Genomic DNA, 26,322 nt, shown 5'->3' with positions numbered 1-26,322 from the left:
TCTTGCTTGTCAAATGAATATATTTTCTTAGTCGTTATTATGGTGCTAGAAATTCGAAGTACAAGGGTTTTGCACAAAAATCCCCTTAAATATTCTGCGCTCGGGTTCTAGCCCCGGAGACTTAAGGCAAGCTAATGTAACAAATTTTCTGCAGACAACATAGTGACTCTGTCGTGAGATATTTCGCATTTATCCCCCAATAAAACTGTTTTATATGAAATATATTCATAAAGAAATGAAAAAACACTATTTTTAATCATAAAAAAAATCCTTCATATTTATTTTCAAGTTAAACAAATTCAATAAATACGGGGATATTCCATGACGATTCGTTTAGGTGATACTGCACCAGACTTTACTCAAGACTCAAGCGAAGGCAGCATTCATTTTTATGACTTTTTAGGTGACAGTTGGGGCATTTTATTTTCGCATCCTGCCGATTACACCCCAGTCTGCACCACAGAACTTGGATTTACCGCAAAACTAAAAGATGAATTTAGCAAACGTGGTGTCAAGGCCATTGCCCTGTCTGTTGATGATGTTGAGTCGCATCATGGTTGGATTAACGACATTAATAATACTCAAAATACCACGGTCAACTTCCCGATCATTGCAGACAAAGACCGTAAAGTGTCTACCCTTTATGATTTCATTCACCCCAATGCCAGCGAAACATTAACTGTTCGCTCTTTGGTGATCATCGATCCAAATAAAAAAGTCCGTTTAATCATTACTTATCCTGCATCTACAGGGCGTAACTTCCATGAAATTTTACGTGTCATTGACTCTTTGCAACTGACAGACAACCATAAAGTTGCAACACCGGCCAACTGGCAACAAGGTGAAGATGTGGTGATTGTGCCGTCATTAAAAGATGAAGAGGAAATCAAACAACGCTTTCCTCAAGGGTATAACGCAGTTACGCCTTACCTTCGTTTAACACCTCAACCTAAGTGAGGATAAAACGGAGTATTACGCTGTCCGAGCGCAAGATAAGAAGCTCTGCTGTGAGTGACCAAAGCGAAGGTACAAATTTAACTATTTTTAAGTGCAGCACCTGACCCAACTCAGAATCATAACCATAGTTACTTATAGTTACTGATAGTTTTCCCCTCAGAACGAATTACGAGCCCGTTCTGGCATTCTCCAACCTGCTCATCTCCGGATGAGCTTTTTTTGATTACAAATTCCTCTCAGGGATTAGATTGGTTAAACATCACAATTCCGTTATAACTAAGAAAAACTTGAAAACAACAAACCGTGATTCATCAAATTCATCATTTACATTGTGGTAGTTTTTGTCCAACGTGTGCCCCTTTATTTGGACAGAAAGGCTTTCGCGCACATTTGGTCTGTCATTGCCTGCTCATTGAAACCGATAAAGGGCTCGTCTTAGTCGATACAGGACTGGGCTTACAAGATTATTTGCATCCACAAAATCGTTTAGGTCGGTTTATTTCACGCACAGCGCAGATCAAATTTAATCCGCAACTGAGTGCGATTCATCAAATTCAAAAATTAGGCTTTAAGGCTCAAGATGTTCAACACATTTTGTTGTCACACTTAGATTTTGATCATGCTGGCGGGATCTCTGATTTTCCGCAGGCGACTGTGCATGTCTTAGCCAGTGAATATAATGCCACTCAAAACCTTCATAGCTTAAAATCACGACTGCGCTATCGACCACAGCAATTCCAACTGCATCGTTATTGGAATTTTATCGAAAGCATCGGGACGCAAGCATGGTTTAACTTAGAACACACTGCCGGTCTATCTATTTTTCAAGATGACATTTTAATGCTTCCACTTTTGGGACATACCGCTGGTCATGCCGGTATTGCGATTAAAAATAACCAGCGCTGGTTGTTATATTGCGGCGATGCTTATTACTCACAGCATCAATTAAATCCAAATTTTCATTCGCGGGCCTTAAATCAGCTTGAGCGTTTATTTGCCACCGACAATACACAGCGACTGCACACACTTCATAAGATTCAGCAGTTAGCACAGCATCCGGACATCGATCTCATCTGCGCACATGACCCATTCGAACTCGCTCGCCATCAGAACACAAGCAATGACCGCTAAAATCCTGCCAATGATCCTCCTTAGTGTTAGCTTCAGCTTCACGGGTTGCATGACATCAAATCCATTACCGTTAAATGAACGTCCTCAGCATTGGGGAAAAGTCTTTCATCAACAGCATAATTTTTATCAAATCAGCCCAACAGTATTTCGCAGTGAACAACCTGATACAGATCTCGCCCCTGTTCTACGAGAACAGCACATCGATGTGATCATAAATTTACGTTCACGGCACCATGACCCAGAACGCTTAGACAACGCTATTGATATGCAAAAGATTAATTTTGTACATATTCCGATACACACGTGGCAAATCGATCGTGAAGATTTATTGGCGGTGATGAAAACCATAAAAGTGGCTGAACAACAGCAGCAAAAAGTATTAATCTATTGCTACCACGGCTCAGACCGTACAGGCGCGAGTGCGGCCATGTACCGTATAATTTTTCAGCATTGGTCCATTGAGGAAGCAAAACGTGAAATGAAACAAGGTGGCTATGGCTTCCACCCTATTTGGAAAAATATTGACCGTTTATTCAGCCCTGAAAATATAAAATGGATTCAGCAACAACTACTAAATCCATCTTATTAAAGGTCATTTCTCAAATAAACTTAGCGTTTATCGAGAGGTACCCAATCAATCACCCAAGCCGATTTCATATTCAAACTTGCATCTGAATTGATCTTTTTACGTGTTGCGTCCGCAGCATCACGGTCCTTCGAAGGGCCAACCATAATACGAATGCCTTTAGATGTAGGACTCTTCGTCACTTTATAGCCTTTTGCACGTAATTTTGCAGCGACGGCATCTGCATTGGCTTCATTGGCAGCTAGAGCAACTTGTACCATCCATTGCTTATCGCCATTTTCCAACAGATCACGTGCTTTTTCAGCTTCAGCTTTTTTCTTGGCTTCGGCTTTACGCTTTTCTTCTGCCTTGTGTTTTTCTTCGGCTTTACGCTTTTCTTCTGCCTTGTGTTTTTCTTCGGCTTTACGCTTTTCTTCAGCCTGTTGCTTCGCTTCGGCTGCTTTCTTATCTGCTGCTTTTTTCTCAGCTTCAGCATGTGCTTTACGTTCAGCTTCTTTTTGAGCATCCGCTTTACGTTTTGCTTCGGCTTTTTGTTTATCTGCTGCGATACGTGCCTGATCAGCCTTTTGCTGCGCCGACTGAGTCTCTAACTTTTTTTGAGCCGCCAACTTATCCTCAGCTAAACGCTTTTGCTTGGCTTTTTCATCTTCAACCAATTCGGGCGGAATATTATCCGAACTTTGTTGAGCTGAACGATGTGCGTTTAAAGCTGCATATTCTTCTGCTGCTTTACGTGCTGCATCCGCTTCCGCTTGTTGTTGCATCGCTAAAAATTCTGCTGCACGTGCTTCTTGCTCCGCAACCGATTTTTCACGGGTACGTCGTTGTTCTTCGAGCAAACGCTTTTCAGTTTCAACATCAACAGTCAATGATGACATTTTACCCGCACCCTGACCTTGTTGCTCAACTTGAGCCATTTCAGGGGTTTGGCTTTGATTTTGATGTATTTCTTCTTTGCCTTTAAGTAAAAGTGCGGCCAGCAGTACACCACCACCTAATAAAACAACACCACCCATCCAGCGTTGTTTGTTATTCATTGACATTCTTCCAGATACTCCCATACCGCTTCTAAGGTATGAAATGAACCACATACCAGAATCAGCTGATTATTCTTTGTTTCTTCCAGCGCGGACTTAAAAGCTAATTGCACATTGTCATAATGTTCTACGACTTGATGCTGCAGTGCGCTATCCAATTGTGTGATAGATGCCGCACGTGGCACATTTAATTGTGCAATTTTCCACATTCTTACCGTATCTTTCAATAAGTTAACGACAGAATTTATGTCTTTATCAGTCAGCATGGAGAAAACGCTGATCACTTCTGTGTATTGTTTATTGTACTGGAGAAAATTTCGCAATTGCTTTAACAAAAATTCAACACCATGCGGGTTATGTCCCGCATCGAAAATCACCGTTTTACCTGCAATTTCTCTAACTTCAAAACGGCCTTGTAACTTGGCATTGATAATCCCTTGAGCGATCGACTGCTGAGAGACCACCAAACCACTAGCTAATATTGCTGCTACAGCCGTAGAGATATTTTCGAGTGCCAAAGAACCCACGGGTAGTTTTAAGGTTGAACCTGATGAGGCAAACATCCAAGATTGTCCATCATCACTGTACTGATAAAAATAATCACGATTGAGTACATGTAAAGCGGCTTGGCAATCTTCTGCTTTTTGACGAATAGCTTCAGGCAAAACTTGCTGCCCACCAAAAATTACGGGAATATTCGGACGAATAATTCCTGCTTTCTCAAAAGCAATTTTTTCAATGGTGTCGCCCAACCAATCGGTATGGTCTAAACCAATATTGGTAATCACTGCAACATCTGGATCGACAACATTGACTACATCAAGTCGACCACCTAGGCCTACTTCAAGTACCCATACATCACAATGTTGTTGTTTAAAAATAACAAAAGCGGCCAAAGTGGTCGCTTCAAAAAAAGATAAACTTAATTCACATTCACGACGCGCCTGATCAACAGCTACAAAAGCATCAATCAGGGTTTGGTCGGCTACTTCAACACCTTGAAGCTTTACACGTTCATTGAATCGATAGATATGCGGTGATTGGTATAGCCCCACGTTATAACCTTGGGCATTTAAAATCGCAGCCAAAGTGGTCGTGGTTGAACCTTTACCGTTTGTTCCCGCGACCGTCAGCACTTTCGCATCAGGCTGGGTTACACCTAGTCGTTCCGCAACAGGAATTACCCGCTCCAGTCCTAAATCAATACCCGTAACATGAACATGGCTCCAATAATCGAGCCATGTGTTTAAAGAATCAGTTGCAAGTGGTGCTGTGTTCAAGGCAAGTTCATCAATTTCGCTACAATACGATAAACTGTATCACGTAATGCATGACGGTGGACAATTTGATCGACTACACCATGATCAAGCAAGTATTCTGCACGTTGGAACGGTTCTTCCAATTTTTCACGTACAGTTTGCTCAATTACACGCTTACCAGCAAAACCAATCATGGCTTTCGGTTCAGCCAAGTGAACATCACCGAGCATTGCCAATGATGCAGTCACACCACCATAGACTGGATGTGTCAGCACCACTAGATAAGGCAAGCCTGCATCTTTCATTTTTTGGATGGCAGCAGAAGTACGCGCCATTTGCATGAGTGACAACATGCCTTCTTGCATACGCGCACCACCAGAGGCAGCGAAGCAAATAAGTGGTTGTTTGGATTTAATCGCAAGTTCAGCCGCTTGAACAAAACGGTCACCAACTACAGTGCCCATTGAACCGCCCATGAAATCAAATTCGAAAGCAGTCGCAATCATTGGAATGCCTTTCAGCGTTCCTTGCATTACCACTAAAGCTTCTGTTTCACCGGTTTTTTTCTGCGCTTCAGACATACGGTCTGGATACGCTTTGCTATCTACAAATTTAAGTGGATCTTTGGCTTTAAATTCTTGACCCAATTCTTTTTGTACTTGGTCAAAGAACCAGTTCAAGCGATCACGCGCTTTCATTCGCAAGTGTTCATCACACTGCGGACAAACGTAGGCATTAAATGACATCGCAGTACGAGTCACAAGTGCATGACACTCAGGACATTCAATCGTCGGCTCAGTAAATGTCGCCTTTAATGCTTGCTGTTCATCAGGTACATGAATACCTGGTACCGCACGCTCTGTCCATGGCGTAGATGCGCTCAGAATTTTGCCTGTTTTTGCGTCTTGACTCATACTAACTCATCGAGCGCAGCTCGAAGCTCCTTCACTTTATTCACTGTTTCGATTACAGCTTGTTCTGGCGCTAAGTTTGCAAATTGTTTAACAAAAGCACTACCTACAATCACCGCATCTGCAGCAACACCCATGGCTTTCGCCGATGCTGCATCACTAATACCAAAGCCAACGCCGACAGGTACCTGAGTATACGATTTGATTTTTTGAATACGTGCCGCAGCTTCAGCAACGTCTAATGTCGCTGCACCTGTCACACCTTTCAAAGAAACATAGTAGATAAATCCACTGGCTTGTTTTACTACATGCTGAATACGTTCATCAGTGGATGTTGGCGCAAGTAAGAAGATTTGATCCATGTCATATTTTTTCAATACTACATCTAGATCTTTTGCTTCTTCTGGTGGAAGGTCCACCAAGAGCACGCCATCTACACCGCATTCATGTGCATAGGCAACAAACTTTTCATAGCCGATTACTTCAACAGGGTTTAAATAGCCCATCAGTACCACGGGTGTTTCTGAATCGTTTTTACGGAACTCTTTCACCATGTTCAAGGCATCTAGAGTATTGGTTCCTGCAGCAAGCGCACGCTCAGCAGCAAGTGCAATAACAGGACCATCCGCCATTGGGTCTGAAAATGGAAGACCCAATTCGATCACATCTACACCTGCCTCAACCATTTGATGTAACAAAGGTACCGTTACTTGTGGATGAGGGTCACCAGCCATAACATAAGAAACCAAGGCCTTACGCTGTTGAGATTTAAGCGTTCCAAATCGAGTGGCTAAACGTGACATAGGGTTATACTTTCCTTGAATGAATCAAAACTATGATGTGGGTTTTGTCGAAATGCAAGACATCGCATTGTAACGCTATTTTTTACCCATTGAACAGGGCATACAATCCTCAGTCGGCATTTCTCATGCAAACATAATTTTCCAGAACAACCCGAAAGCATCATTTACCGATATTTCAGTTTTTTTCACAATGATCAAAGATGCCTAATTTTAGGATCTGGCAAAATTATAAGGTTTTAGATTAACTTAATTTTATCATCAAAAAAATGTTAAAAATAACAGGCTTAGCATTTACATTTTAATTTTCCTTAAATTGCAAAACCTGCTTTATACTAGCCGCATACTTTTATTTTTTTATCTCCTATGTCCTCCGATTCACAAGTGAAAGTGCCTGCTCGGGCATTTGCACTGCTTCCGCTTATTGTTTTTCTGACCATTTTTTTGGGCAGTGGTATTTACCATTCCATCATTGGAACTGAGTTTGCGTTCTATCAAGTGAAAGCCCCAGTCGCTGCTCTTCCTGCGATTGTATTGGCAATTTTGCTCTATCGCGGCAAGATCAATGACGCGATTGATACATTTATGAAAGGTGCCAGTCACCCGAATTTGATCTTAATGTTCATGGTCTTTATGCTCGCTGGTGCTTTTGCCAGTGTCAGCAGTGCCATCGGTAGTGTCGATGCAACAGTGCAGTTGGGACTATCGGTGATTGCGCCTGAGTTCGTGCTGCCCATGCTGTTTATTATTGCGGCCTTTATTGCCACAGCGATGGGAACCTCCATGGGCACTATTGCAGCCTGTGCACCAATTGCCTTTGGTTTTACTCAAGTCACCGAAATTGAAGCGGTGTATGCCATTGGTGCTGTGGTCGGTGGTGCTATGTTTGGTGATAATCTGTCGATGATTTCAGATACCACTATTGCTGCAACGAACAGTCAAAAAGTTCAGCTTCGCGATAAATTTAAGGTCAATGTCTGGATTGCTGTTCCTGCATCGATTGTCAGTATTTGTATTTATTTATTCATGAGTCAAGGCTCACAAGCGATTGAACACAAAGCTTATAATGCGTGGCTAATCCTGCCGTATTTAGCCGTATTTATTTTGGCCTTTTCACGTTTGCACGTGCTTGCTGTGCTGACTATTGGTGTCTTACTGTCTGGTTTGATTGGTTTGGTGATTCAACCTGAATTTAATTTTTTAAGCTTAAATAATTCTATTTATGACGGCTTTACCGGCATGTTTGAAGTTGCCCTGCTTTCTATTTTCTTGGGTGGTATTTCTGCCATTATGCAAAAAGAAGGCGGTTTAGAATGGCTGATTCAACGTATTTACAGCATGACACGCTGCTTTAAAGTTGGTGCTGAACGCGCAGGTGAAATTGGTATCAGTTTCTTGGTGATTTTCTCCAACCTATTTGTAGCAAATAACACTGTCGCAATTATTTTATCTGGTGACATGGCACGTGAAGTCGCCAAAGAATATGGTGTAGACCCTAAACGTGCTGCTGCGCTCTTGGATATTTTCTCTTGCGTAGTCCAAGGTCTCATTCCTTATGGTGCACAGCTGTTACTGGCTTGTTCGATCGCAAAACTTTCGCCTGTGGAACTGATTGGTAGTGTGTATTACTGTTGGGTCTTGGCAATCTTTGCCATCCTTGCCATTTTACTTCGGTATCCAAAATTAAAAGCTGCGGCATAAGTTTGGCTTTAAAGAAAAGCGGTCGTTTGACCGCTTTTTTTAATGTTGTTTGAAAGGCTTTTCTTAACAAGCAATCTGCAAATTTTATTCTAATCTCAAGGCTTTTTTTCGCGCTAATAATGTCTCTCCGCTATATGCCTTAAAAGCACGTGCCAAAGCAGACTGATCTGAATATCCTAACTGCAACGCGATATCCGTCAAATGGGTTTGTTGTGAAAGTAGATATTCACAGCGTTTCATCCGTTCAAGCTCCAAAAGCCGTTTAAAGGAGGTGTCTTTCTCCTTTAACTGTCGTTGCAAGGTTCTGACTGACAGATGCAACTCCTCTGCTAACCACTCTATTTTAGGGGCTTGCTGTTTTCGTTTGAGATGATCAGCGATGCATTGTTGCATCTGTAGAATTGGATCTGCATGTTGCGGACGAGCGGCGATCGCCTCTTCGGCCTGACGTAATAACAATTGCATCAGTGACGGATCAGCAAGTTCTGATTTTAAATCCAAACTGTCTGCATGAATCACAAATGAATATTTAAGTGTCGAAAATTCCATTTGGCAGCCATAAAACTTTTCATAGTGATAACGAGCCATCCGCGGTGCATGGGCAAAATGAATACAGAGTAACTTTAAAGAATCTGGAAAAATTTGCTTGGCCAAATGTGCCATACAGGCCATCGTTAATTCATTCACCAAAGCATACTCTTCATCATGCTGAGGCCAAGACAGTATAATTTGATGATCTTGATGGCTCATATTCATCGGCACAATTTGCGCCCCATCAATCACCAAACGACTAAAGCGCATCACATATTGCAAAGCATCTGCAACACTATTACTCAGTGTCGCCATATAGCCTAACACCCCAAAATGCTCTGCACGAATATACTTGGCCATTTCAAAAACCAATTGCGGGCAATCCAGATGCTGCTGAGTCAGTTGCATGATGCTGTTAAAAAAAGAATTCGGCGATTGAGAGTCGATCGGCAAAGACAGCACATGCTGAATTTGCGCAGCATACGGCGCAATCCATTCGAGCTGTGTATAGTTTAATTCACGCTCAAGTAAGACCATATTCCACAATTGGAAGTAACCATTTGGGATCTGAATTTCAGCCATCTCGCCCCTCTTTCTGACCTGCCAATTCTGACATTTTATATTTTCATCATGGCGTAAAATGTATAAAAATTGGCAATATCTGTCAAAACAAAGTGCAATTTCTCCGACATACTGCAATCAATACGACTCGCACAGAAAAAATATCATGAATGCTATCGTCAAATATCAAGTCGAACCCATTGTTCGCACAAAGCTGAATTTTAAGTTAGAAGAAATCCCGCGCTATTGGTTTGGCGGAGACCCCTTTTTAACACGTATGTTTGATGCCTTGAGCCTGACCTTTCCTGATGGCGAGCGCTATTTCATTGAATCTGTACGTCTGTTCCGCAGTCAAATTCAAGACCCTGATTTACAGCAACGTGTCGCTGACTTTATTCGTCAAGAAGCACAGCACGGTATGGCGCATGACAAAATGAACATGTTAATGAAACAACAAGGCATGCCTGTTGATGCTTTCATTAAACGCTTAAATAAAATTTTTAAGTTTGAATTGAGCCAGCGCTCTGCCGAATACAATATTGCCATGACGGCTTCCGCCGAGCACTTGACTGCGCTGATGGCTGAAACCTTTTGTAGCCAAAAGTCCGTACTAGAATCTGCGCATCCTTATGTCCGTGCATTATTTATTTGGCATGCGATAGAAGAAATGGAACATCGCGATGTGGCTTTTGATGTGATGAAAGATGTGGCTAAGGTCGATGAAAATCTAAAGAAATTTACTTTGGTCTGGACCAGTGGATTGATGCTTGGCTTTACCTTATACCGTGCTAATGTGATGCTGAAACATGACGGGTTCAGCTTCACTGAACGTTTAAAATTAAATATGAAAGGCTTACCGTGGTTCTTTGGTAAAAATGGCACCCTCACCCGTATGAGCAAGCCATATCGAGATTGGTTTAAAAAAGACTTCCATCCGAGTCAGCATCCCATTGTGCAAAATTATGATCTCTGGTTAAAAACTTATGAAGAAACCAATGATCCAATTCAAGCTGCGGAAGTGTTTTGGCAAGCTGCAAAATAAACACTGAATAAAAAAAGCCGCATCGATTGCGGCTTTTTTATAGGCTTAGACTCACCATTTGGCATAGTGCTGCTCAAGTAAACCATATTCATTTAAGAATACAATTTCTTCGCCATCACGTTGAATTGTACCGCTAATTTTTGCCTGCCATTGACTGAACTGACTACCGACCAATCTTAAATTCAGGTTTTCATAGCGCCGCCAACCTGTGGTGACGATCAAATTTAAGCTGTTGTCTAATGAGCTAATATTCCATTGATTATCGCCTTGTTGCTGAAACAGCACATCAGACATGGCATACAAATGTCCATTGACCCACAGGCAATTTTCATTGCCAAAGCTTTCATTTACACCAGAGGCAAGATTGATCCCAACGCGTCGATTTTGACTATCCCAAAAGTTACACGACAGCCAAAACCATGCGGTTTCAGGACGAAGAAAACCACAGGTATCATCTAAAGACACCAATGTCCGGTCATGGAATTGAATGGTCTTGCCTTGCTTATTGATAAAGAAACCTTCACAGCCTAACGTCGTCAATTTTTGAGTATAGGTCCAACCATTAATCCCTGTGGGGCTACACATACTCAGCGGATCAGTCCCCGCACAAAACACTCGAGCGCTCAGTTTGAGTTCGCCATGTTTCGACATTTGAATGTATCGCACACCATTGGCATGCTGAATGTCCAGTTGAATCCCTGACTTAATAAAATGACTCTGATTAAATAAAGGTTGTTCATCTAAAACGGTATTGCGTGACAGGAAATTAATCGAATTCCATTCCAATACTTCATTCGTGATATGGTCATACACATAGACAAAACCGTGCCCCGCCCACGCGATATCGGCGATTGCTAGACCAATCGTATAATGTTCATGCTGAATACAACAAAATTTAAATTTTTTATATTTTAAACGCTTACGCCAACCTTCAAGTCGTTTTCCATACGGTGTCTTATATTCATACTTACTTAAATCGATTCGATTGGGAAGTTCACTAAAACGCCCATAATGCGGCTGTCCATTCGGCCGTATTAAATCCATATACGCCATTCCATTGAGGTTTAAGGTCTAAATCCTGAATGTTATTATGCCTATTATTTAACTCCTGAAAAGACAATCCATCTGATTTCAGGCGAATATCACAAAAAAATATAAAAGCTGACATTTCAGCTCTTAATCATCACAAATGTTCATTTATTAAGATGTAATCATTTTTCCATGAATTTTGCTGGCTATGCGGCGTTTCAACCAATTCGATATAGCGCCCATACACATGATCAATCGCAATACAATCATCAACATCTAGGGTTCGGTCGGTATGCTGTTTTTGCCAATGTGACTCAAAAAAAGCCTTGCCTCGTTGTTTTGCAACAACGGCATTTTGTCCTGTCACCAAAACATAACGATGTAATTCACCAAATTCGCGGGCATCATATCCCCCGAGATTAATCAGCCATAATTTTTCATCTTCAGCTCGGGGCGCGGCATCACAAAATTGGATACGATAATGCCGATTTTCAGTGCTGACTGTATGTACCTGTGCCCAAGCATCAATATGTAAGCCTTTTTGCTCACCAAACCATGCCGTTCTCAGTTGTGGATAAACCTCTTCTAATGCGTTACCCACTGCAAGAATGACATCATGCACTTCGATATTTGCTCTTGAATGGCGTCCGCCGAGCATCACCATAAATAAACTAGACACAATCTTCCCCCCTATTTTTGACTTCAACTGCCCACATAGGGCTGAAGCAATTTCAATAAAATCACGCCGCCTAACGATAGTACCGCGTTGTTAACGAAATGAATGAGTAAGACATGCCAAATGTTACGCGTCCACAAATAGATCAGGTTGAGAAATAGGCCTGCCGCCATAAAACTGATGGTCGCAATCAAATCGCCATCAAAATTATGATAATGAATCAAGCCGAATAAGATTGAGTTCAGCAAGACCAAAATCACTCGCCACAGCCACGGCTGTACAAATAGCTTTTGTAGCAAGGTATAGCGGAAAATAATATCTTCGAGCAAAGCGGTAAATAATGGCCCAAGACTGATGATCAGCAAGCTAAAAAACGCAATCGTATTAGGATCAATGGTCGATTCTTTTTCAATGCTCTCTCCCACTGGCAACAGACTGCGTGTAAAAGAAATCACTACTTGTAAGACGACTGCACCGACAACCACCAACAGGCTTGAACGCCAAAAGGCCTGTTTATACTTTTGCCAGTGCGTATACAGCATCGTTTTATAGAGCCAACACACGGCAATAAATAAAATACCGCGAAAGATCGAATCACCCAAAACAACCTGAGCTGAAACACCAAAAAATTGGTCTAAGACATAACTGTTGAACAAGATCAGCGGAAGAATGCACAGCGCAAAAGTATCACGCCATTGCCAATAAATATGGGTTGGAAAGGATTCTGCACGAACCAATTGGGTAAACGTCATTGTTATAAAGTCTTTCTAAAGCAATAAAATTTACACAGTATTGTGATTTATTTCACACTTTTATTCTGCATCAGTTTTGTAGTGATTTGCCTTAATAAAATTTTCAGCCAAAAAAAAATCGCGCGGAATTGCTTCTGCGCGATTTTTAATTCACCCTCTCCACTTGCGAACTCAGAATATATTCCGAGATTCTCATCCCAAAGGGAGAGGCTGAAAAGCGAAATTACATCTCAACCATTTCCACGCCATCAATGCGGGCAACCGTCATTAAGTCTTTATCACCACGGCCTGATACAGTCGCAATAATAATTTGGTCTTTGTCCATGGTCGGCGCAAGTTTCGTCACATAAGCCATTGCATGTGAGCTTTCTAGAGCAGGGATAATACCTTCAATTTGGGTTAAATCACGGAAACCTTGCAGCGCTTCAGTGTCATTGATTGGCACATAGTTCACACGGTGCATATCTTTGAGGAAGCTATGCTCAGGGCCTACACCTGGGTAGTCCAGACCTGCAGAAATTGAGTGGGTTTCAATGATTTGACCTTGATCATCCGACATCAGGTAAGTACGGTTACCGTGAAGTACACCCACATGACCTGCATTGAGTGGTGCAGAGTGTTTGCCTGTTTCAATGCCATAGCCTGCAGCTTCGACACCGTACATTTTCACATCTTCATCATTTAAGAATGGATAGAACAAGCCCATCGCATTTGAACCGCCGCCCACACATGCAACCAAGGCATCTGGTAAACGGCCTGCTTGTTCTTGAATTTGTTTACGCGCTTCACGGCCAATGATCGATTGGAAATCACGAACCAATTGCGGATATGGATGCGGACCTGCAACGGTACCAATCACATAATAAGTTGAATCAACATTGGTTACCCAGTCACGCATCGCTTCGTTCATAGCATCCTTCAATGTTTTTGAACCGCTTTCTACAGATACAACTGTCGCGCCAAGCAAACGCATACGGTACACGTTCATGGCTTGACGTTTTACGTCTTCTGCACCCATGAATACGACACATTCAAGGCCTAAACGCGCAGCAATCGTTGCCGTTGCTACACCGTGCTGACCTGCGCCTGTTTCCGCAATAATACGTTTCTTACCTGAAAGTTTAGCCAGCAAAGCCTGACCAATGGTGTTATTCACTTTGTGAGAACCAGTATGGTTCAGGTCTTCACGTTTTAAATAAATTTGCGCACCACCCAACTCTTTCGACCATCGTTCAGCATAATACAAAGGACTTGGACGACCGACGTAATACGCCAAGTCACGGTCGAATTCTGCCAAAAACTGTGCATCATCTTTCATGCGGAAATAGAGTTTTTCTAAGTCCTCAAGTGCTGCCATAAGAGTTTCTGACACAAAACGCCCGCCATGAATACCGAAATGCCCTAGTGCGTCAGGGAATTGGGTATAGTCAATCTTATTTTGCTGATCCACGATGGACTCCTTGCATAAAGCGTTCTATGAGTTGTTGGTCTTTAATACCTTTTGCCGATTCTACACCACCACTCACATCTACGGCGTAAGCACCAGTGATTTGAATCGCTTCTTCAATATTGTCAGGCTTTAAACCGCCCGCCAAAATTAAAGGAATATCGAGTTTTGGAAACTGTGCCCAGTCAAAGCTATGCCCTGTACCGCCTTTCAGCTCTGGATGCCATGCATCTAATAGTACGGCACTTGCCCCTGCTTCTTGAAAGGCTTGAATCTCGCTAATCACATCTAAATCAGGCTTGACCTGAATGGCTTTGTACCAGCGGCGTCCAACGGTCTGCGCAATTGTTTGGCACTGTTCAGGGCTTTCATCGCCATGAAATTGCAGGATGTCTACAGGTGAAATTTTTAAAATATTCTGTATGTCTGCAGCCGATGCATTCACGAATAAACCCACTGTCTGCACATACGGCGGCACATGCTGAATCAGTTCAGCGGCCTGCACTGCCGTTACACTGCGCGGGCTGGGCGCAAAGAATACGAATCCTATCGCATCTGCGCCAGCTTGGACGACAGATTGAATATCTTGAATACGTGTAATTCCGCAGATTTTGGCACGGGTTCGCATGTTGTTTTGGCTCTGACTCCGCCCTATTCATAGCCTATCTATGAATATGAAGGCGAATCATTGTAATGCAATTTTTAGACCTTGCGTAAAGTTCATCCTGAATATTTATTTACATCCGTTGTTTAAGACTCATACAAACTTTATACTGCGCTCAACTTGCTGCAAGTTGAGCTTAGGCTTAGGGAAGCTGGTGAGAATCCAGCACTGCCCCCGCAACGGTAAAATGAACCTCATATCTTTATAAACACCTTCAATTCATGAAGGAGTTTACACCACTGCATTGTTACGGGAAGGTGGATATGCCAATATTGTTTTAATCAATATTTATATTTAAGTCCGGATACCTGCTTGCTGCGTTCTTCAACTCAATCATTCACGTGGGGTGAATGTATGGAGCAAAGTATGTCTACTCTTTTTCAGCCTACAGCATTAGTGGGCGCAATCGCTATTGCAATGGGTTTTTCAACAAATACTGTGGCTGCTGACGCAGTTGAAAATAAAGCTTCCACAACTTTAGATACCATCGTCGTTACCGCTTCACGCAGTGAAGAAAATATTAATGATGTCCCTGCACGTATTTCAATTATCGAACCTAAAATTGTTGAGCAATCACCAATTGCGGAACTACCACACTTATTGATGAGTGATGCCGCGATTAACATGGTTCAAAGTGGTGGTTATGGTCAAGTTTCATCTATTTTCTTACGTGGTACAAACTCAAACCAAACTTTAGTGTTACGTGATGGTGTTCGTTTAAATACAGCGACAACAGGTGCGCCATCTTTAGCATTTATCGATACCACTGATATTAAACAAATTGAAGTCCTCAAAGGACCTGCTTCTGTGCTTTATGGTACAGATGCGATTGGTGGTGTGATTCAACTTGTTTCAAAAACACCTGAAAAAACCAGTGCTTTTGTGACTGGCGAGATGGGTGAAAATGGCACCTACAAAACCATCGCTGGAGCAGATGTTGCAGAAGATGGTTTCTATGCTCAAATTCGTGGTCAACGTTTAGAAACTGACGGCACACAAGTCACTGACTGGAAAAATAGCAAAGTTAAAACTGCTGATTATGATCAAAAAGGTTTTAGTGCCAAAGTTGGTGTGGAAAAAGAAGACTATGCGCTTTCTGTAGATTATCAACAAAATAAAGGCTCTACAGGTTATATCGACTGTAGTGCTTATGATGCGAACTATAACTGTTCAGGCTTAAAAAATCTTTCTCAAGATTTTAAAAATGAAATCGTGAATGTTAAAGGTCGTGTCAATATCACCTCTGATATTTCTGTGAATGCACGTTTATCACAATTTAAAGATGATATTGATCAAAATGATGTGAACTATGATGGGTCATACGATTTTATTCATAGCAAAACTCAAGAAGCTGAATTGTATGGTAAATGGCAATTCACCCCACATCAAAATATCTTGTTAGGCACAACCTACCAAACTATTAAAGGCGATGTGATTTCCTTTACAGCTCCTTACAAAGGGGACGTGGATTCACAAGGTTATTATATTCAACATCAGTATAAAAATAATGGCTTAGATACCCAAGTTGGCTTACGTGTTGAAGACAACGAAAAATATGGAACACATACAGTAGGTCAAGCTGCTGTTCGTTACAAAATCCTGCCATTAACCAGTGTTTATGCCAATATTGGTACGGCATTTAGATCGCCAACACTCAATGAATTGTATAGTTCTTATGGCAATGCTGATTTAAAACCTGAAGAAAGCACATCTTATGAAATTGGTGTAGATCAAAAATTAGCTTATGGCTTAAGTACTGGTTTATCTTTATATCGCACAGAAGTTGATGATTTAATTGACTACAATGCAGCGAATAAAAATAAATTTGGCAATGTAAAAGAAGCTAAATTCCAAGGTGGTGAAAGCTATTTGGCTTGGCAACAAGACCAATGGTTTGCAAAAGCAGCCTATAACTACGTGAAAGCTGAAAATGAAAAAACAGGCAAAGAGTTAAATCGTCGTCCTCGTCAAAGCTTTACATTAACCGCAGGACTTCAAAACGAAATTTATGGAATCAGCGGTGCTTTATCGTCTAAATCACATGCACAAGATTACCAACGTGAAAATCCTGGCTACGTGACTGTAGATTTCAATGCATATTGGAACGTGAATCCAAACGTAAAAGTCTTTACCAATATTGAAAATGTCGGTGATGTGAAATACAAAACTGCATCGTATGGTGGTGGTTACTACTATGTGAATGGTGGTCGTTTAGCTTCTGCAGGTGTGACATTTAAATACTGATTTTTAGTTAATCAGTTTCATCAATAGAAAGCAGAAAACTTTGAGGATAATGTCATGACTATGGCATTATCCTTTTTTATGACCGACCCGAAATTTTCATCATTTTAAGGACAAGACATGGGCCACCGTTTAAGTAAAATTTATACCCGCACAGGCGATTCAGGCACAACAGGTCTTGGTGACGGATCACGTGTAGCAAAGGATGATTTACGCATTGAAGCCTTAGGAGATGTCGATGAACTCAATTCAAGCATTGGTATTCTGCGTTCGCACATCGCACTTAGCAGCATTGAAGACAAAGCGGCTTGGGATAAATCGCTCAGCCTGATTCAGCATTGGTTATTCGACCTTGGCGGTGAAGTCTGCATTCCAAACTTCAACTTGGTACAACCTGTGTCAATTGAGTTTTTGGAAAATGACATTGACCGTATGAATGAAGCGCTGCCAATGCTCAAAGACTTTATCCTGCCATCAGGAACATTGGTGTGCAGCTTTGCCCATCAAGCGCGTGCAGTTTGCCGCCGTGCAGAACGTCGTTTAATGGCTGTACATAACCGTGACCAGAACATTCAAGCACCGTCATTGCAGCTACTTAACCGACTCTCTGACTGGTTATTTGTCGCATCGCGTACATTACAACGCGCTGAAGGTGGTTCTGAGGTGCTGTGGCAGAAAAATATTAACGACACGATTGATCAATAAGTTTTGGATTCAAAAATTGCTCAAATCCTTTGACCAATTAAAAGTCTATTTTACATTGAAATAAATCGAAACATTTCGTCCGATCATTCTTGTATTTCAGGATGATCGGATCAAAATAACAGTGTCATCTCCCTGTCATTCTTACAGGACACTATGTTTTTATCTTTCAATTTTGCAGGCCCTTTATGCGCATAATCGGTCACCGTGGCGCTCGTGGTGAAGCACCTGAAAATACCCTAGGTGGTTTCCAATATATTCAAGATTTAGGCATACGCTCAGTTGAATTTGATGTGCGACAACTAAAAGATCGCGCCTTAATTGTGATGCATGACGATCAATTCATCCATACCACCGGCCAAGATAAGTATCTTTATGAATGCGAAAGTTCTGAACTAGAACCGTATAACCATGCAGTGACATGGTCAGAATGGAATAAAGTTGAGCCGACGCCACTGCTCGAACAAACGCTCAAAATTATTCATAACTTCGATCATATTGAAGTCGAAGTGAAAGCAGTGAAGACACAGACTGAAGCTGAAGCGCTGACTGAAACCTTGGAACAACAGCTCCAAGGTTTCGAACATTCCGCAGTGATCACCAGTTTTGACCCTAAAATTCATCTTGCTTTGCAACAAAAAAAATCCGGCTTCAAACGCGGGCTTTTGGTTGAAACAGACGTAAAATTTAAAGCGATTGAACAAGCACTTGAATTAGGTTGTATCCAAATCGGTTGGATGAACCAACTCGCCAATTCAGACATTATTCAGGCCACGCAGCAGGCAAAATTAAATGTGAGCGTATGGACTGTCAACGACGTTGATCGTGCTAAACAGCTTAAAGATTGGGGCATTAACGGCTTAATTACCGACTATCCTAAATTAATGATGCAGCATTTTTAATGCTGCTTTATTCACCTAGATTTGTGTAATTCACTTCTCGATCAACACGTCGATATTTCAATCGGTCTATTTTCTTTCCAAAACCAATACAGTTTGTCCCCGACTGTTTTGCATCGTCATGTGTTTCCCTTTTATTTGGAATTGTGTTGCGGCTTGCAAGGCATCTAAAAGTTCAGCCTCTTGAGCCAAAGCCGAATCACAGCTGAAATAACCTGCTCGGGCATTCAGATCAATGCTGTGTTTTAAGGTATCAATCACATAAGTGCCATTGATAGTGTTACATCCCGTATTTCCCTGAATTTGTCGAAATTGCGAATTGAACTGAAGATAAGGTTGATGATGAAAGAACTTAGCTTTTTGTACAGCGATTTTCACAATCGTCCATGGAATATCTTGTATCCCATCATTTACGCGAATAAGTTTTAATGGCTGCTCAATACTGTTGCCCAGTGATTTTCCGTGTGACTTTGTAGTCACTGTCTGTGTAGGAGAATTTTGACAAGCCATCAGTCCAAGACAACTGATCAGAAAGCCGCCACAGATACAGTGTTTGACAAAAAATTGCGGATTATTTTGACGATTTTGCTGTTTTTTTAGCATCTTTTTTACCCCACAAAAAGTCAAATAACTTCAGTCGTATTATGTTACTGTTTAGAACAATACAACTGTACAATAACAGTGGTGAAAACGGGTTTTCCCGTGCTACTATTCTGTACGTTTAAAATCCCTTAAAAAATTAATGGGATTAGTCCTATCTATACCTCCCAAGGTTTCAGGAGTGCTGTTGGAGATGAATGCTCCCCTACCCAAAGCCCCAATGAACTGGATTGCTATTTTTGCATTGGTGTTTTTACCTATTGTCGCAGTTATTGCAATTCCGTTATATGCCATTAATCATGATTTTAGTGCCGCTGCTTGGATCAGTATGTTTGTTTTACTGGGTGTCAGCAGTTTAGGTATTACCGCAGGTTATCACCGCTTATGGGCACACCGTGCTTATGAAGCAACCTTGCCTTTAAAAATCATTTTAATGCTCATGGGTACTTTTGCTGTTCAGAACAGTATTTTGTTCTGGGCTTCTGGTCACCGTACACATCACCGTCATGTAGACGATATTGACCAAGATCCATACTCGATTAATCGTGGTTTCTGGTATGCCCATATCGGGTGGATGCTTCGTGATTATCCAGCAGCAGAACCGAACTACAAAAACGCACCTGATCTGTTAAAAGATAAAGTCGTTTTGTTCCAAGATAAATACTACATTCCACTGGTAATTGCTGTTCATGCGGCGATTTTAGTGCCAATTGGTTGGGCTGTTGGCGACATGTGGGGCGTTCTATTATTGGGCGGTTTAATGCGTCTAATCTTGAGCCATCATGTGACGTTCTTTATTAACTCACTGTGTCACATGTGGGGTAAACGTCCGTATACTGACGAAAATACCGCTCGTGATAACTTCTGGCTAGCTATTGCTACTTGGGGTGAGGGTTATCATAACTATCACCACATTTTCCAATACGACTACCGTAATGGTGTGAAATGGTGGCAATACGATCCAACAAAATGGTTGATTTGGAGCTGCTCTAAATTAGGTCTTGCTAAAAATTTACGCCGTATCCCTAGCTTTAATATTAAAAAAGCTGAGTTGGCAATGAAGTTCAAGTATGCGGAACAAGACCTTGCCATCTATGGTCTAAACATGACTGATGATATTACGACAGCCAAACAACGTATTTCTCAAGAATATGATGCGTTTTCACAAACCTTGAATGACTGGGCAAAACTCAAAGAACAGGAAATTCAAGCGAAGAAAACTGCGGTTGCTGAAAAATTTCATCAAATGGATGACAAGCTAAAACTTGAATTCCAACAAGTTGAAAAACGTCTTTCACAGCACCGTGAAACACTAAATCAATTGATGCGTAATTTGAAAAAGAAAACAGCTTAATTCTATAAGCCCTTCTGATGATAGAGCCTCCCTTGTGGAGGTTTTATTGTTTTTAAGCTACAGTTTTTCCATCCAGTCTTTGCTATAGTTTCAACATAATTTGAATTTTTCAAGATCATTATGCTGTTCAATGCCCGCTATAACACCCTGCCACCTCGCCTGTATCACCATCAGCAGCCAGTTCCTCTAAAAGGTGCAAAAGCAGGGCATTTTAATGCCGCTCTTGCGGATGAGCTGCAATGGTCTGAGACAGATAAACAGGCTTGGGTAGACATTTGCAGCGGTCAAAGAACCTTTGCAGAATTTGAACCTTTGGCCATGGTCTACGCAGGTCACCAGTTTGGACAATGGGCCGGCCAATTGGGCGATGGACGCGGCTTATTGATTGCGCAAATCATCGATAAACATGGGCAAACCATTGACCTGCATCTCAAAGGCGCAGGCTCTACGCCTTATTCACGCATGGGCGATGGTCGTGCAGTATTGCGCTCGACTATTCGTGAATATTTGGCAGGACATGTGCTGAACAGCTTAGGTGTTGCATCGAGTAATGCAGTGGGTTTTACCAGTTCCGAGCAAGGCGTGCAGCGTGAAAAGCTCGAGCTCGGCGCGATGATGCTGCGTACATCTGACTGTCATATCCGATTGGGACATTTTGAATGGATCAATCAATATCAGGGTGATTTGCTACCTGAATTCACGCAAAAATGTATTGAGTGGCACTACCCTGAATGCTTGGATGCCGCACAACCGATTTTAGCTTTTGCCACTCAAGTCATTCAGCGTACCGCAGTGATGATTGCCAAATGGCAATTGGTTGGATTTGCGCATGGCGTAATGAATACTGACAATCTGAATATTACTGGCTCAACGCTAGATTTTGGTCCTTATGGATTTATGGAGCGTTTCCGTCCAAATTGGATTAACAACCATTCGGATTACCAAGGCCGCTATACCTATCAGCAGCAGCCAAGTATCGGACATTGGAATCTATGGCAATGGCTGAATAACTTAGTGCCGCTCTGCCCTGCAGATTATGACAAAGAGCAATGGAAAGAAGATCTAGCCAAATGCTTAGAGCATTTTGAACTGACCTTCTTGGAACATTATAAATTGGGCTTAAGCCAAAAAATGGGGCTGCCGAGTTTTCATAAAGACAGCTTCGACTGCGCCATGGCCTTTTTACGCATTCTGCAAAGTGAACAACTGGATTACACGCAAAGCTTTATCCGTCTGCAAAATCATGAATATGAAGCCATTAAAGATGACTGCCTTGACCGCCGCGGCTTTGAAGGTTTCTTGGCACAATATGAAAGCATCCGTGCGCATCAGGACACCGATGCTTTAGATGCTGAAATGGCACAGGCCAATCCGCAATATATCTTGCGCAACCATATGGCACAAAAGGCGATTGAACTTGCTGAACGTAATGATTTTTCAGAAGTACAGCGTTTGTTTACATTGCTCAGTCAGCCCTTTAGTAAACAGCCTGAACTGGAAACAACAGAAGATTTAGGCCCCTTGCCAAGTGATGTGCCTGAAGTGATGGTCAGCTGCTCGTCTTAAACATTTATCCACAAATTCATGCATCAATCGAAGCAAAATTGTGGATAATTTAGGCATTATCCACAATACCGAAATGGATGGACTGTAATGCCGTCCATCCTCTAAAAAATAATGACAAGAAAACGTATCGCTATTTTTAGTTTCGCTACCCTCTTCTGTATTGTGGCGGCCTACCTTGCCTATCAAAAATTTGAAAAATATCTACCTACACCTGCCAATGTACTGGCCTTTCCACCTGAATTAAGCGATGCACAAATTCAAAAAATTCGCACAGAAACGCCGATCGACAGTATTCAAGTACATAAAGCTGAGCGTTATTTAGAGTTAAAACATCAGGATCAGGTCATTCGGCGTTACCCGATGCGTCTGGGTTTTCAACCGCTTGGACATAAAGTTCAAGAAGGTGATGGCAAGACGCCAGAAGGAACTTATCATATAGATTGGCGCAATCCGCAAAGCACATTTTATAAATCTTTGCATATCTCTTACCCCAATGCGGCGGATAAACAGAAGGCTAAAAATCTAGGGGTTTCTGCAGGTGGTGACATTATGATTCATGGTTCGGCGACCAGTTTACAAATGAAAGCTGCACCACAACTGATGACGTATTTCCCACAAAAAGATTGGACTTGGGGCTGTATTGCAGTGCGCAATATTGATATGGATGAAATTTGGCAACTGGTGAATAATGATACAGCGATTAATATTCATCCTTAGGCTTTAACGCTCAGGCTTATTTTTGGGTATCCCCTATGATTGCATTACATGCTGTAGCTGCGAAGACAGCCTTAGCCCTGCCAGAAACCACATGCAGCCAGCCTTTTGGTGAAGGCTGTGATGTATTTAAAGTGATGGATAAGGTTTTTTTGCTGAGTTTTCACTTAGAAGGCAAAGCAGCCGTTAATTTAAAAGTACTGCCTGATAATGGCACGATGTTGAAGGATATTTATCCTTTTATTCGTGCGGGCTGGCATATGAATAAGCAGCATTGGATTTCTGTATTTGCAGATGAAGACTTGGAAGAAGAACTGCTGCAAGATTTGGTGCTAAATTCTTATGAATTGGTGGTGTCGAAGTTAAAGAAAGGACAACGGCAGAGGATTGAGTTGCTGAGGAGTGTTTAAATACACTTACAAAGGATAAATTAAATTCTAAATAGCAGCCATTAAGTAAATAACGGTTTAAGTCATTAGTCGAAAAAATTAATTAGACTAATGAGCCTCTACTCCTCTAAGTCTTTAATCAATGTGTAGTAAGAGTCCGATAAATCACAGTTTAATTTTTGCATTAATGCAGAAAAATAATCATCCGAATCATCAGCTTCAAAATAAACAGTTTTATATTTTTTTAGTAATGTTCTCAATTCATTTTGAAAGAAAAACAGATAGTCATCCATATCATCTTCATCCATCCCTCCCAAATATGCAACTTCAATTGAGTTTTCATCTGAGCAACCAATAAGAAAGTAAGCACATAGTTGAGAATGTTGATTTAAAAGGATTGTTGACTCCATTACATTTATATTTTTTAAATATTCGAACAATAAGTCAGGTGAAAATTCCTGAGCTAAAACATTAACACCTTCATGAAATCGCCTGTAGTTTTTATGGAACAATTTCTTTAATTCTTGCCATTCTTCTTTCGACATCTGATTTAATTTTTTAGTTTTTATTCTTTTTATATCTGTATAGATTTCAGTTATTTCGGTTAATTCAATCAAGTAAGTCGTTCTAGCAATATAAAAGCGATGTGACTCAAACAGTTCACGTAAAGAATTATTCCTAGAATTGAGTATGAGTTGTAATCTTCTCGTTTTAGAGTTTTTCTCTAAATTATTGATCAATTTTATGAATAGATTAGCCTCTAAATCATTTTGTACCTCATGAAATAAAATATAATCTCGATGAGGATGGACATGATTAGAATAAAGCATTCCCAGTGCAATGATCGTATCATCTCTTTTCGCAACGACATGATAAAAACCTATCTTTGGTAAATGATGCTCAATTAAATATTGCTGTAAATGCATATTCATTTGTGAATCAAAATGCTGAGAATCTAAAATTTTAATATTCATAATTATTTACTGATTTATTTAAAAAAAATTAATTACTCAGCCCTCAAAAATATTCACAAAATATACTTCTTACCAAATTTTTAATGTTTTTAATTAATATCAATACTTTAACCTAAACCATATAAATTTAAAGCATACTGGAACGGCTGCTATTGATACGAACACTCCATAAATATGTTTATTTTCAAAATAAATTAGCAAAGACATTCTTTAACAGCGCGTAACAAGAACGCCTGCATATCAAAAGGCTCTTCCCTAAGCCTTCATGGTATTAAACCTTCTTTGCTTGCATCACTTTAAACAGCACATACAGCAGTAAAATCCATAGCGGCTGCATCAACACCGATAGCATAAAGCCCTGATTCCACATGATGTACAAAATCATCAGCATGAACACTAAGACAAAGTAGTTGGTAAACGGTGCAAATAAAGCAGGAAACTTGGTCTGTATACCCTGCTGCTGCATCGCTTTTCTAAACTTCAAATGAATCAAGCTGATTAACATCCAATTCAGCACCGCAGCACTCACCACGATATAAATCAGGTAACTTAAGGCTTTTTCAGGCAAGAAATAATTCAGCAGCACGCAACCAAAAATCAGCAAAGCAGAAAATAAAACCGCGGCAATCGGCGTGCCGTGTTTATTTACCTGTTTAAACGTTTTTGGCGCATTGCCCTGTTCTGCCAAACCGAGCAGCATGCGGCTATTGGCATACATGCCGCTATTACAGACCGAAACGGATGCAGTCAAAATAATAAAGTTCAGCAAATGTGCCGCCCAATCAATCCCCATCTGATTAAAAATCATCACAAAAGGACTATGATCCAAACCGCCAAGTTTCAACTGATTCCACGGCACCAGCGACAGCAGTACCGCCAAGGAACAGATATAAAATAAGAACACGCGGATCACGGTCTGATTCACCGCTTTCGGGATATTTTGATCAGGATTTTCAGTTTCAGCCGCCGCCATGCTGATTAATTCAATGCCGCCAAAAGCAAACATCATAAAGGCTAGCATGTAGAATAAGCCTTCAAAACCGTGCGGGAAGAAGCCGCCATGTACCCATAAATTACTAATCGAAGCGGTAGAGTCTGCGCCTGCTGTAAGTAGCAGATATATACCAAAAATAATCATGGCAACAATCGCCACAACTTTAATCATCGACAGCCAAAATTCAGATTCTGCATACAGTTTGACATTGGCTAAATTGGCTAGCGTAATCACAGCAAAAAACACCAAAACTGAAACCCAAGCAGGCACATGCGGCCACCAGTAATTGACATATTTGCCTATCGCGGTCAGCTCGGTCATCACTACTAAAATATACAGAATCCAGTAGTTCCAGCCCGTTAAAAAGCCCGCAAACTTGCCCCAATACTTAAAAGCAAAATGACTGAATGAACCTGTGACTGGCTCTTGTACAATCATCTCGCCCAACTGGCGCATAATCAGAAAAGCAATCAAACCACCAATCAAATAGCCCAGAATTATCGATGGTCCAGCCGACTCAATAATATGCGCAGAGCCTAAAAATAGCCCTGTCCCGATTGCGCCACCCATTGCAATCAGCTGAATATGACGGTTCTTTAATCGGCGCTGCAATTGAGGCATTTCGCTGCTCACAACACGTTCTCATCTTATAAAAAAGTGGATTGTAGCCTGTGCAGCTCTTTGCAGCCAAATATTCGCAAATCATTTCTGTATGAATCATTATGGAATACAGTGCGTGAGCTGCATCAATCTATAGCACATAGTCAACTTGATAGGATGGACAATATAGGCCATATGGTTCTAT

At 41.2% G+C, this 26,322-nt stretch carries 25 protein-coding genes and 1 riboswitch; of the genes, 12 read left to right on the top strand and 13 right to left on the bottom strand.

The features are described 5' to 3' along the window. The first annotated feature begins 321 nt into the window (after positions 1–321). The 3 genes from FTU38_RS07315 (at position 322) to FTU38_RS07305 (ending at position 2,677) form a co-directional block, all read left to right on the top strand. On the top strand, positions 322–957 hold the full coding sequence (locus tag FTU38_RS07315; protein ID WP_078194127.1) for a peroxiredoxin: 636 nt from the start codon (positions 322–324) through the stop codon (positions 955–957). Positions 958–1,260: 303 nt separating this feature from the next. Then, a complete protein-coding gene (locus FTU38_RS07310) occupies positions 1,261–2,088 on the top strand; it encodes an MBL fold metallo-hydrolase (RefSeq protein ID WP_180027137.1) in 828 nt (275 codons plus the stop codon). Continuing rightward, entirely contained in the window at positions 2,078–2,677 is a 600-nt protein-coding gene (locus FTU38_RS07305; protein WP_180110884.1) for a dual specificity protein phosphatase family protein, read from the top strand. The genes FTU38_RS07310 and FTU38_RS07305 overlap by 11 nt, the downstream gene beginning before the upstream one ends. A gap of 20 nt (positions 2,678–2,697) precedes the next feature. On the opposite strand, the gene FTU38_RS07300 is transcribed toward FTU38_RS07305, so the two are convergent. From FTU38_RS07300 to trpA, 4 genes are read right to left on the bottom strand one after another with little or no spacing between them, the layout of a single operon-like run. Beyond that, positions 2,698–3,717, bottom strand: coding sequence for an SPOR domain-containing protein (locus tag FTU38_RS07300; protein WP_373683938.1), 1,020 nt, complete (start codon positions 3,715–3,717; stop codon positions 2,698–2,700). Then, the gene (folC, locus tag FTU38_RS07295; RefSeq protein WP_180027139.1) at positions 3,708–4,991 is read right to left on the bottom strand and encodes a bifunctional tetrahydrofolate synthase/dihydrofolate synthase; all 1,284 of its coding nucleotides are present in this window, start codon (positions 4,989–4,991) and stop codon (positions 3,708–3,710) included. The genes FTU38_RS07300 and folC overlap by 10 nt, the downstream gene beginning before the upstream one ends. Further along, positions 4,988–5,884 carry an acetyl-CoA carboxylase, carboxyltransferase subunit beta gene (gene accD / locus FTU38_RS07290; protein WP_111885388.1) on the bottom strand — a complete coding sequence of 299 codons (897 nt, stop codon included), beginning with the start codon at positions 5,882–5,884 and terminating at the stop codon, positions 4,988–4,990. The genes folC and accD overlap by 4 nt, the downstream gene beginning before the upstream one ends. After that, a complete protein-coding gene (gene trpA / locus FTU38_RS07285) occupies positions 5,881–6,684 on the bottom strand; it encodes a tryptophan synthase subunit alpha (RefSeq protein WP_180035843.1) in 804 nt (267 codons plus the stop codon). Before trpA ends, accD begins: the two co-directional genes overlap by 4 nt. 363 nt (positions 6,685–7,047) lie before the next feature. Between trpA and FTU38_RS07280 the strand changes: the two genes are divergently transcribed. Next, positions 7,048–8,382 carry a Na+/H+ antiporter NhaC family protein gene (locus FTU38_RS07280; protein WP_180110883.1) on the top strand — a complete coding sequence of 445 codons (1,335 nt, stop codon included), beginning with the start codon at positions 7,048–7,050 and terminating at the stop codon, positions 8,380–8,382. 84 nt (positions 8,383–8,466) lie between these two features. Here FTU38_RS07280 and FTU38_RS07275 read toward each other — a convergent pair whose 3' ends face one another. Then, positions 8,467–9,495, bottom strand: a complete 1,029-nt coding sequence (locus FTU38_RS07275) for an AraC family transcriptional regulator (protein WP_180110882.1) — start codon at positions 9,493–9,495, stop codon at positions 8,467–8,469. A 145-nt stretch (positions 9,496–9,640) separates the two neighbouring features. Here FTU38_RS07275 and FTU38_RS07270 point away from each other — a divergent pair, with 145 nt between their 5' ends. Beyond that, positions 9,641–10,516 (top strand): metal-dependent hydrolase, encoded by an 876-nt coding sequence (locus tag FTU38_RS07270; protein WP_180009066.1) that lies wholly within the window; start codon positions 9,641–9,643, stop codon positions 10,514–10,516. Positions 10,517–10,567: 51 nt separating this feature from the next. Here the strand turns inward: FTU38_RS07270 and FTU38_RS07265 are convergent, their stop codons facing one another. The 5 genes from FTU38_RS07265 to FTU38_RS07245 all read right to left on the bottom strand — a co-directional run bounded on the left by FTU38_RS07265 (position 10,568) and on the right by FTU38_RS07245 (position 15,048). Next, positions 10,568–11,560 carry a DUF2804 domain-containing protein gene (locus FTU38_RS07265; protein ID WP_180040652.1) on the bottom strand — a complete coding sequence of 331 codons (993 nt, stop codon included), beginning with the start codon at positions 11,558–11,560 and terminating at the stop codon, positions 10,568–10,570. Positions 11,561–11,699: 139 nt separating this feature from the next. After that, positions 11,700–12,224 carry a DUF1543 domain-containing protein gene (locus tag FTU38_RS07260; protein WP_111885384.1) on the bottom strand — a complete coding sequence of 175 codons (525 nt, stop codon included), beginning with the start codon at positions 12,222–12,224 and terminating at the stop codon, positions 11,700–11,702. Positions 12,225–12,247: 23 nt separating this feature from the next. Then, positions 12,248–12,973 carry a CPBP family intramembrane glutamic endopeptidase gene (locus FTU38_RS07255; protein WP_180110881.1) on the bottom strand — a complete coding sequence of 242 codons (726 nt, stop codon included), beginning with the start codon at positions 12,971–12,973 and terminating at the stop codon, positions 12,248–12,250. 223 nt (positions 12,974–13,196) lie between these two features. After that, entirely contained in the window at positions 13,197–14,423 is a 1,227-nt protein-coding gene (trpB, locus tag FTU38_RS07250; protein ID WP_180110880.1) for a tryptophan synthase subunit beta, read from the bottom strand. Then, positions 14,407–15,048: a phosphoribosylanthranilate isomerase gene (locus FTU38_RS07245; protein WP_180110879.1), complete on the bottom strand. Its 642-nt coding sequence runs from the start codon at positions 15,046–15,048 to the stop codon at positions 14,407–14,409. The genes trpB and FTU38_RS07245 overlap by 17 nt, the downstream gene beginning before the upstream one ends. A 146-nt stretch (positions 15,049–15,194) precedes the next feature. Continuing rightward, positions 15,195–15,415: riboswitch (cobalamin riboswitch) on the top strand. A gap of 35 nt (positions 15,416–15,450) precedes the next feature. On the opposite strand from FTU38_RS07245, the gene FTU38_RS07240 reads away from it, so the two are divergent. The 3 genes from FTU38_RS07240 to FTU38_RS07230 all read left to right on the top strand — a co-directional run bounded on the left by FTU38_RS07240 (position 15,451) and on the right by FTU38_RS07230 (position 18,929). Then, the gene (locus FTU38_RS07240; protein WP_180110878.1) at positions 15,451–17,328 is read left to right on the top strand and encodes a TonB-dependent siderophore receptor; all 1,878 of its coding nucleotides are present in this window, start codon (positions 15,451–15,453) and stop codon (positions 17,326–17,328) included. Between the two features lie 117 nt (positions 17,329–17,445). After that, a complete protein-coding gene (locus FTU38_RS07235) occupies positions 17,446–18,030 on the top strand; it encodes a cob(I)yrinic acid a,c-diamide adenosyltransferase (protein WP_111885379.1) in 585 nt (194 codons plus the stop codon). A gap of 185 nt (positions 18,031–18,215) precedes the next feature. Next, positions 18,216–18,929, top strand: a complete 714-nt coding sequence (locus FTU38_RS07230; RefSeq protein ID WP_180110877.1) for a glycerophosphodiester phosphodiesterase — start codon at positions 18,216–18,218, stop codon at positions 18,927–18,929. Positions 18,930–18,995: 66 nt separating this feature from the next. On the opposite strand, the gene FTU38_RS07225 is transcribed toward FTU38_RS07230, so the two are convergent. Next, positions 18,996–19,529 (bottom strand): META domain-containing protein, encoded by a 534-nt coding sequence (locus FTU38_RS07225; protein WP_180110876.1) that lies wholly within the window; start codon positions 19,527–19,529, stop codon positions 18,996–18,998. 190 nt (positions 19,530–19,719) lie between these two features. On the opposite strand from FTU38_RS07225, the gene FTU38_RS07220 reads away from it, so the two are divergent. The 4 genes from FTU38_RS07220 (at position 19,720) to FTU38_RS07205 (ending at position 23,570) form a co-directional block, all read left to right on the top strand. Then, positions 19,720–20,880, top strand: coding sequence for an acyl-CoA desaturase (locus FTU38_RS07220; protein WP_180049967.1), 1,161 nt, complete (start codon positions 19,720–19,722; stop codon positions 20,878–20,880). A gap of 120 nt (positions 20,881–21,000) precedes the next feature. Beyond that, positions 21,001–22,446 carry a YdiU family protein gene (locus tag FTU38_RS07215; protein ID WP_180110875.1) on the top strand — a complete coding sequence of 482 codons (1,446 nt, stop codon included), beginning with the start codon at positions 21,001–21,003 and terminating at the stop codon, positions 22,444–22,446. Positions 22,447–22,557: 111 nt separating this feature from the next. Further along, complete coding sequence (locus tag FTU38_RS07210) at positions 22,558–23,163, top strand: murein L,D-transpeptidase family protein (RefSeq protein ID WP_180110874.1); 606 nt, start codon at positions 22,558–22,560, stop codon at positions 23,161–23,163. A gap of 35 nt (positions 23,164–23,198) precedes the next feature. Beyond that, positions 23,199–23,570 (top strand): MmcQ/YjbR family DNA-binding protein, encoded by a 372-nt coding sequence (locus tag FTU38_RS07205; protein ID WP_218954703.1) that lies wholly within the window; start codon positions 23,199–23,201, stop codon positions 23,568–23,570. Between the two features lie 98 nt (positions 23,571–23,668). On the opposite strand, the gene FTU38_RS07200 is transcribed toward FTU38_RS07205, so the two are convergent. Further along, on the bottom strand, positions 23,669–24,523 hold the full coding sequence (locus FTU38_RS07200) for a hypothetical protein (RefSeq protein ID WP_180110873.1): 855 nt from the start codon (positions 24,521–24,523) through the stop codon (positions 23,669–23,671). Between the two features lie 271 nt (positions 24,524–24,794). Beyond that, positions 24,795–26,150, bottom strand: a complete 1,356-nt coding sequence (locus FTU38_RS07195; RefSeq protein WP_180022415.1) for an amino acid permease — start codon at positions 26,148–26,150, stop codon at positions 24,795–24,797. Between the last annotated feature and the right edge of the window lie 172 nt (positions 26,151–26,322).

The sequence above is a fragment of the Acinetobacter sp. YH12098 genome (genome assembly GCF_013419235.1).
GTDB lineage: Bacteria > Pseudomonadota > Gammaproteobacteria > Pseudomonadales > Moraxellaceae > Acinetobacter > Acinetobacter amyesii.
This window is presented reverse-complemented; position numbering and strand designations above follow the sequence as displayed.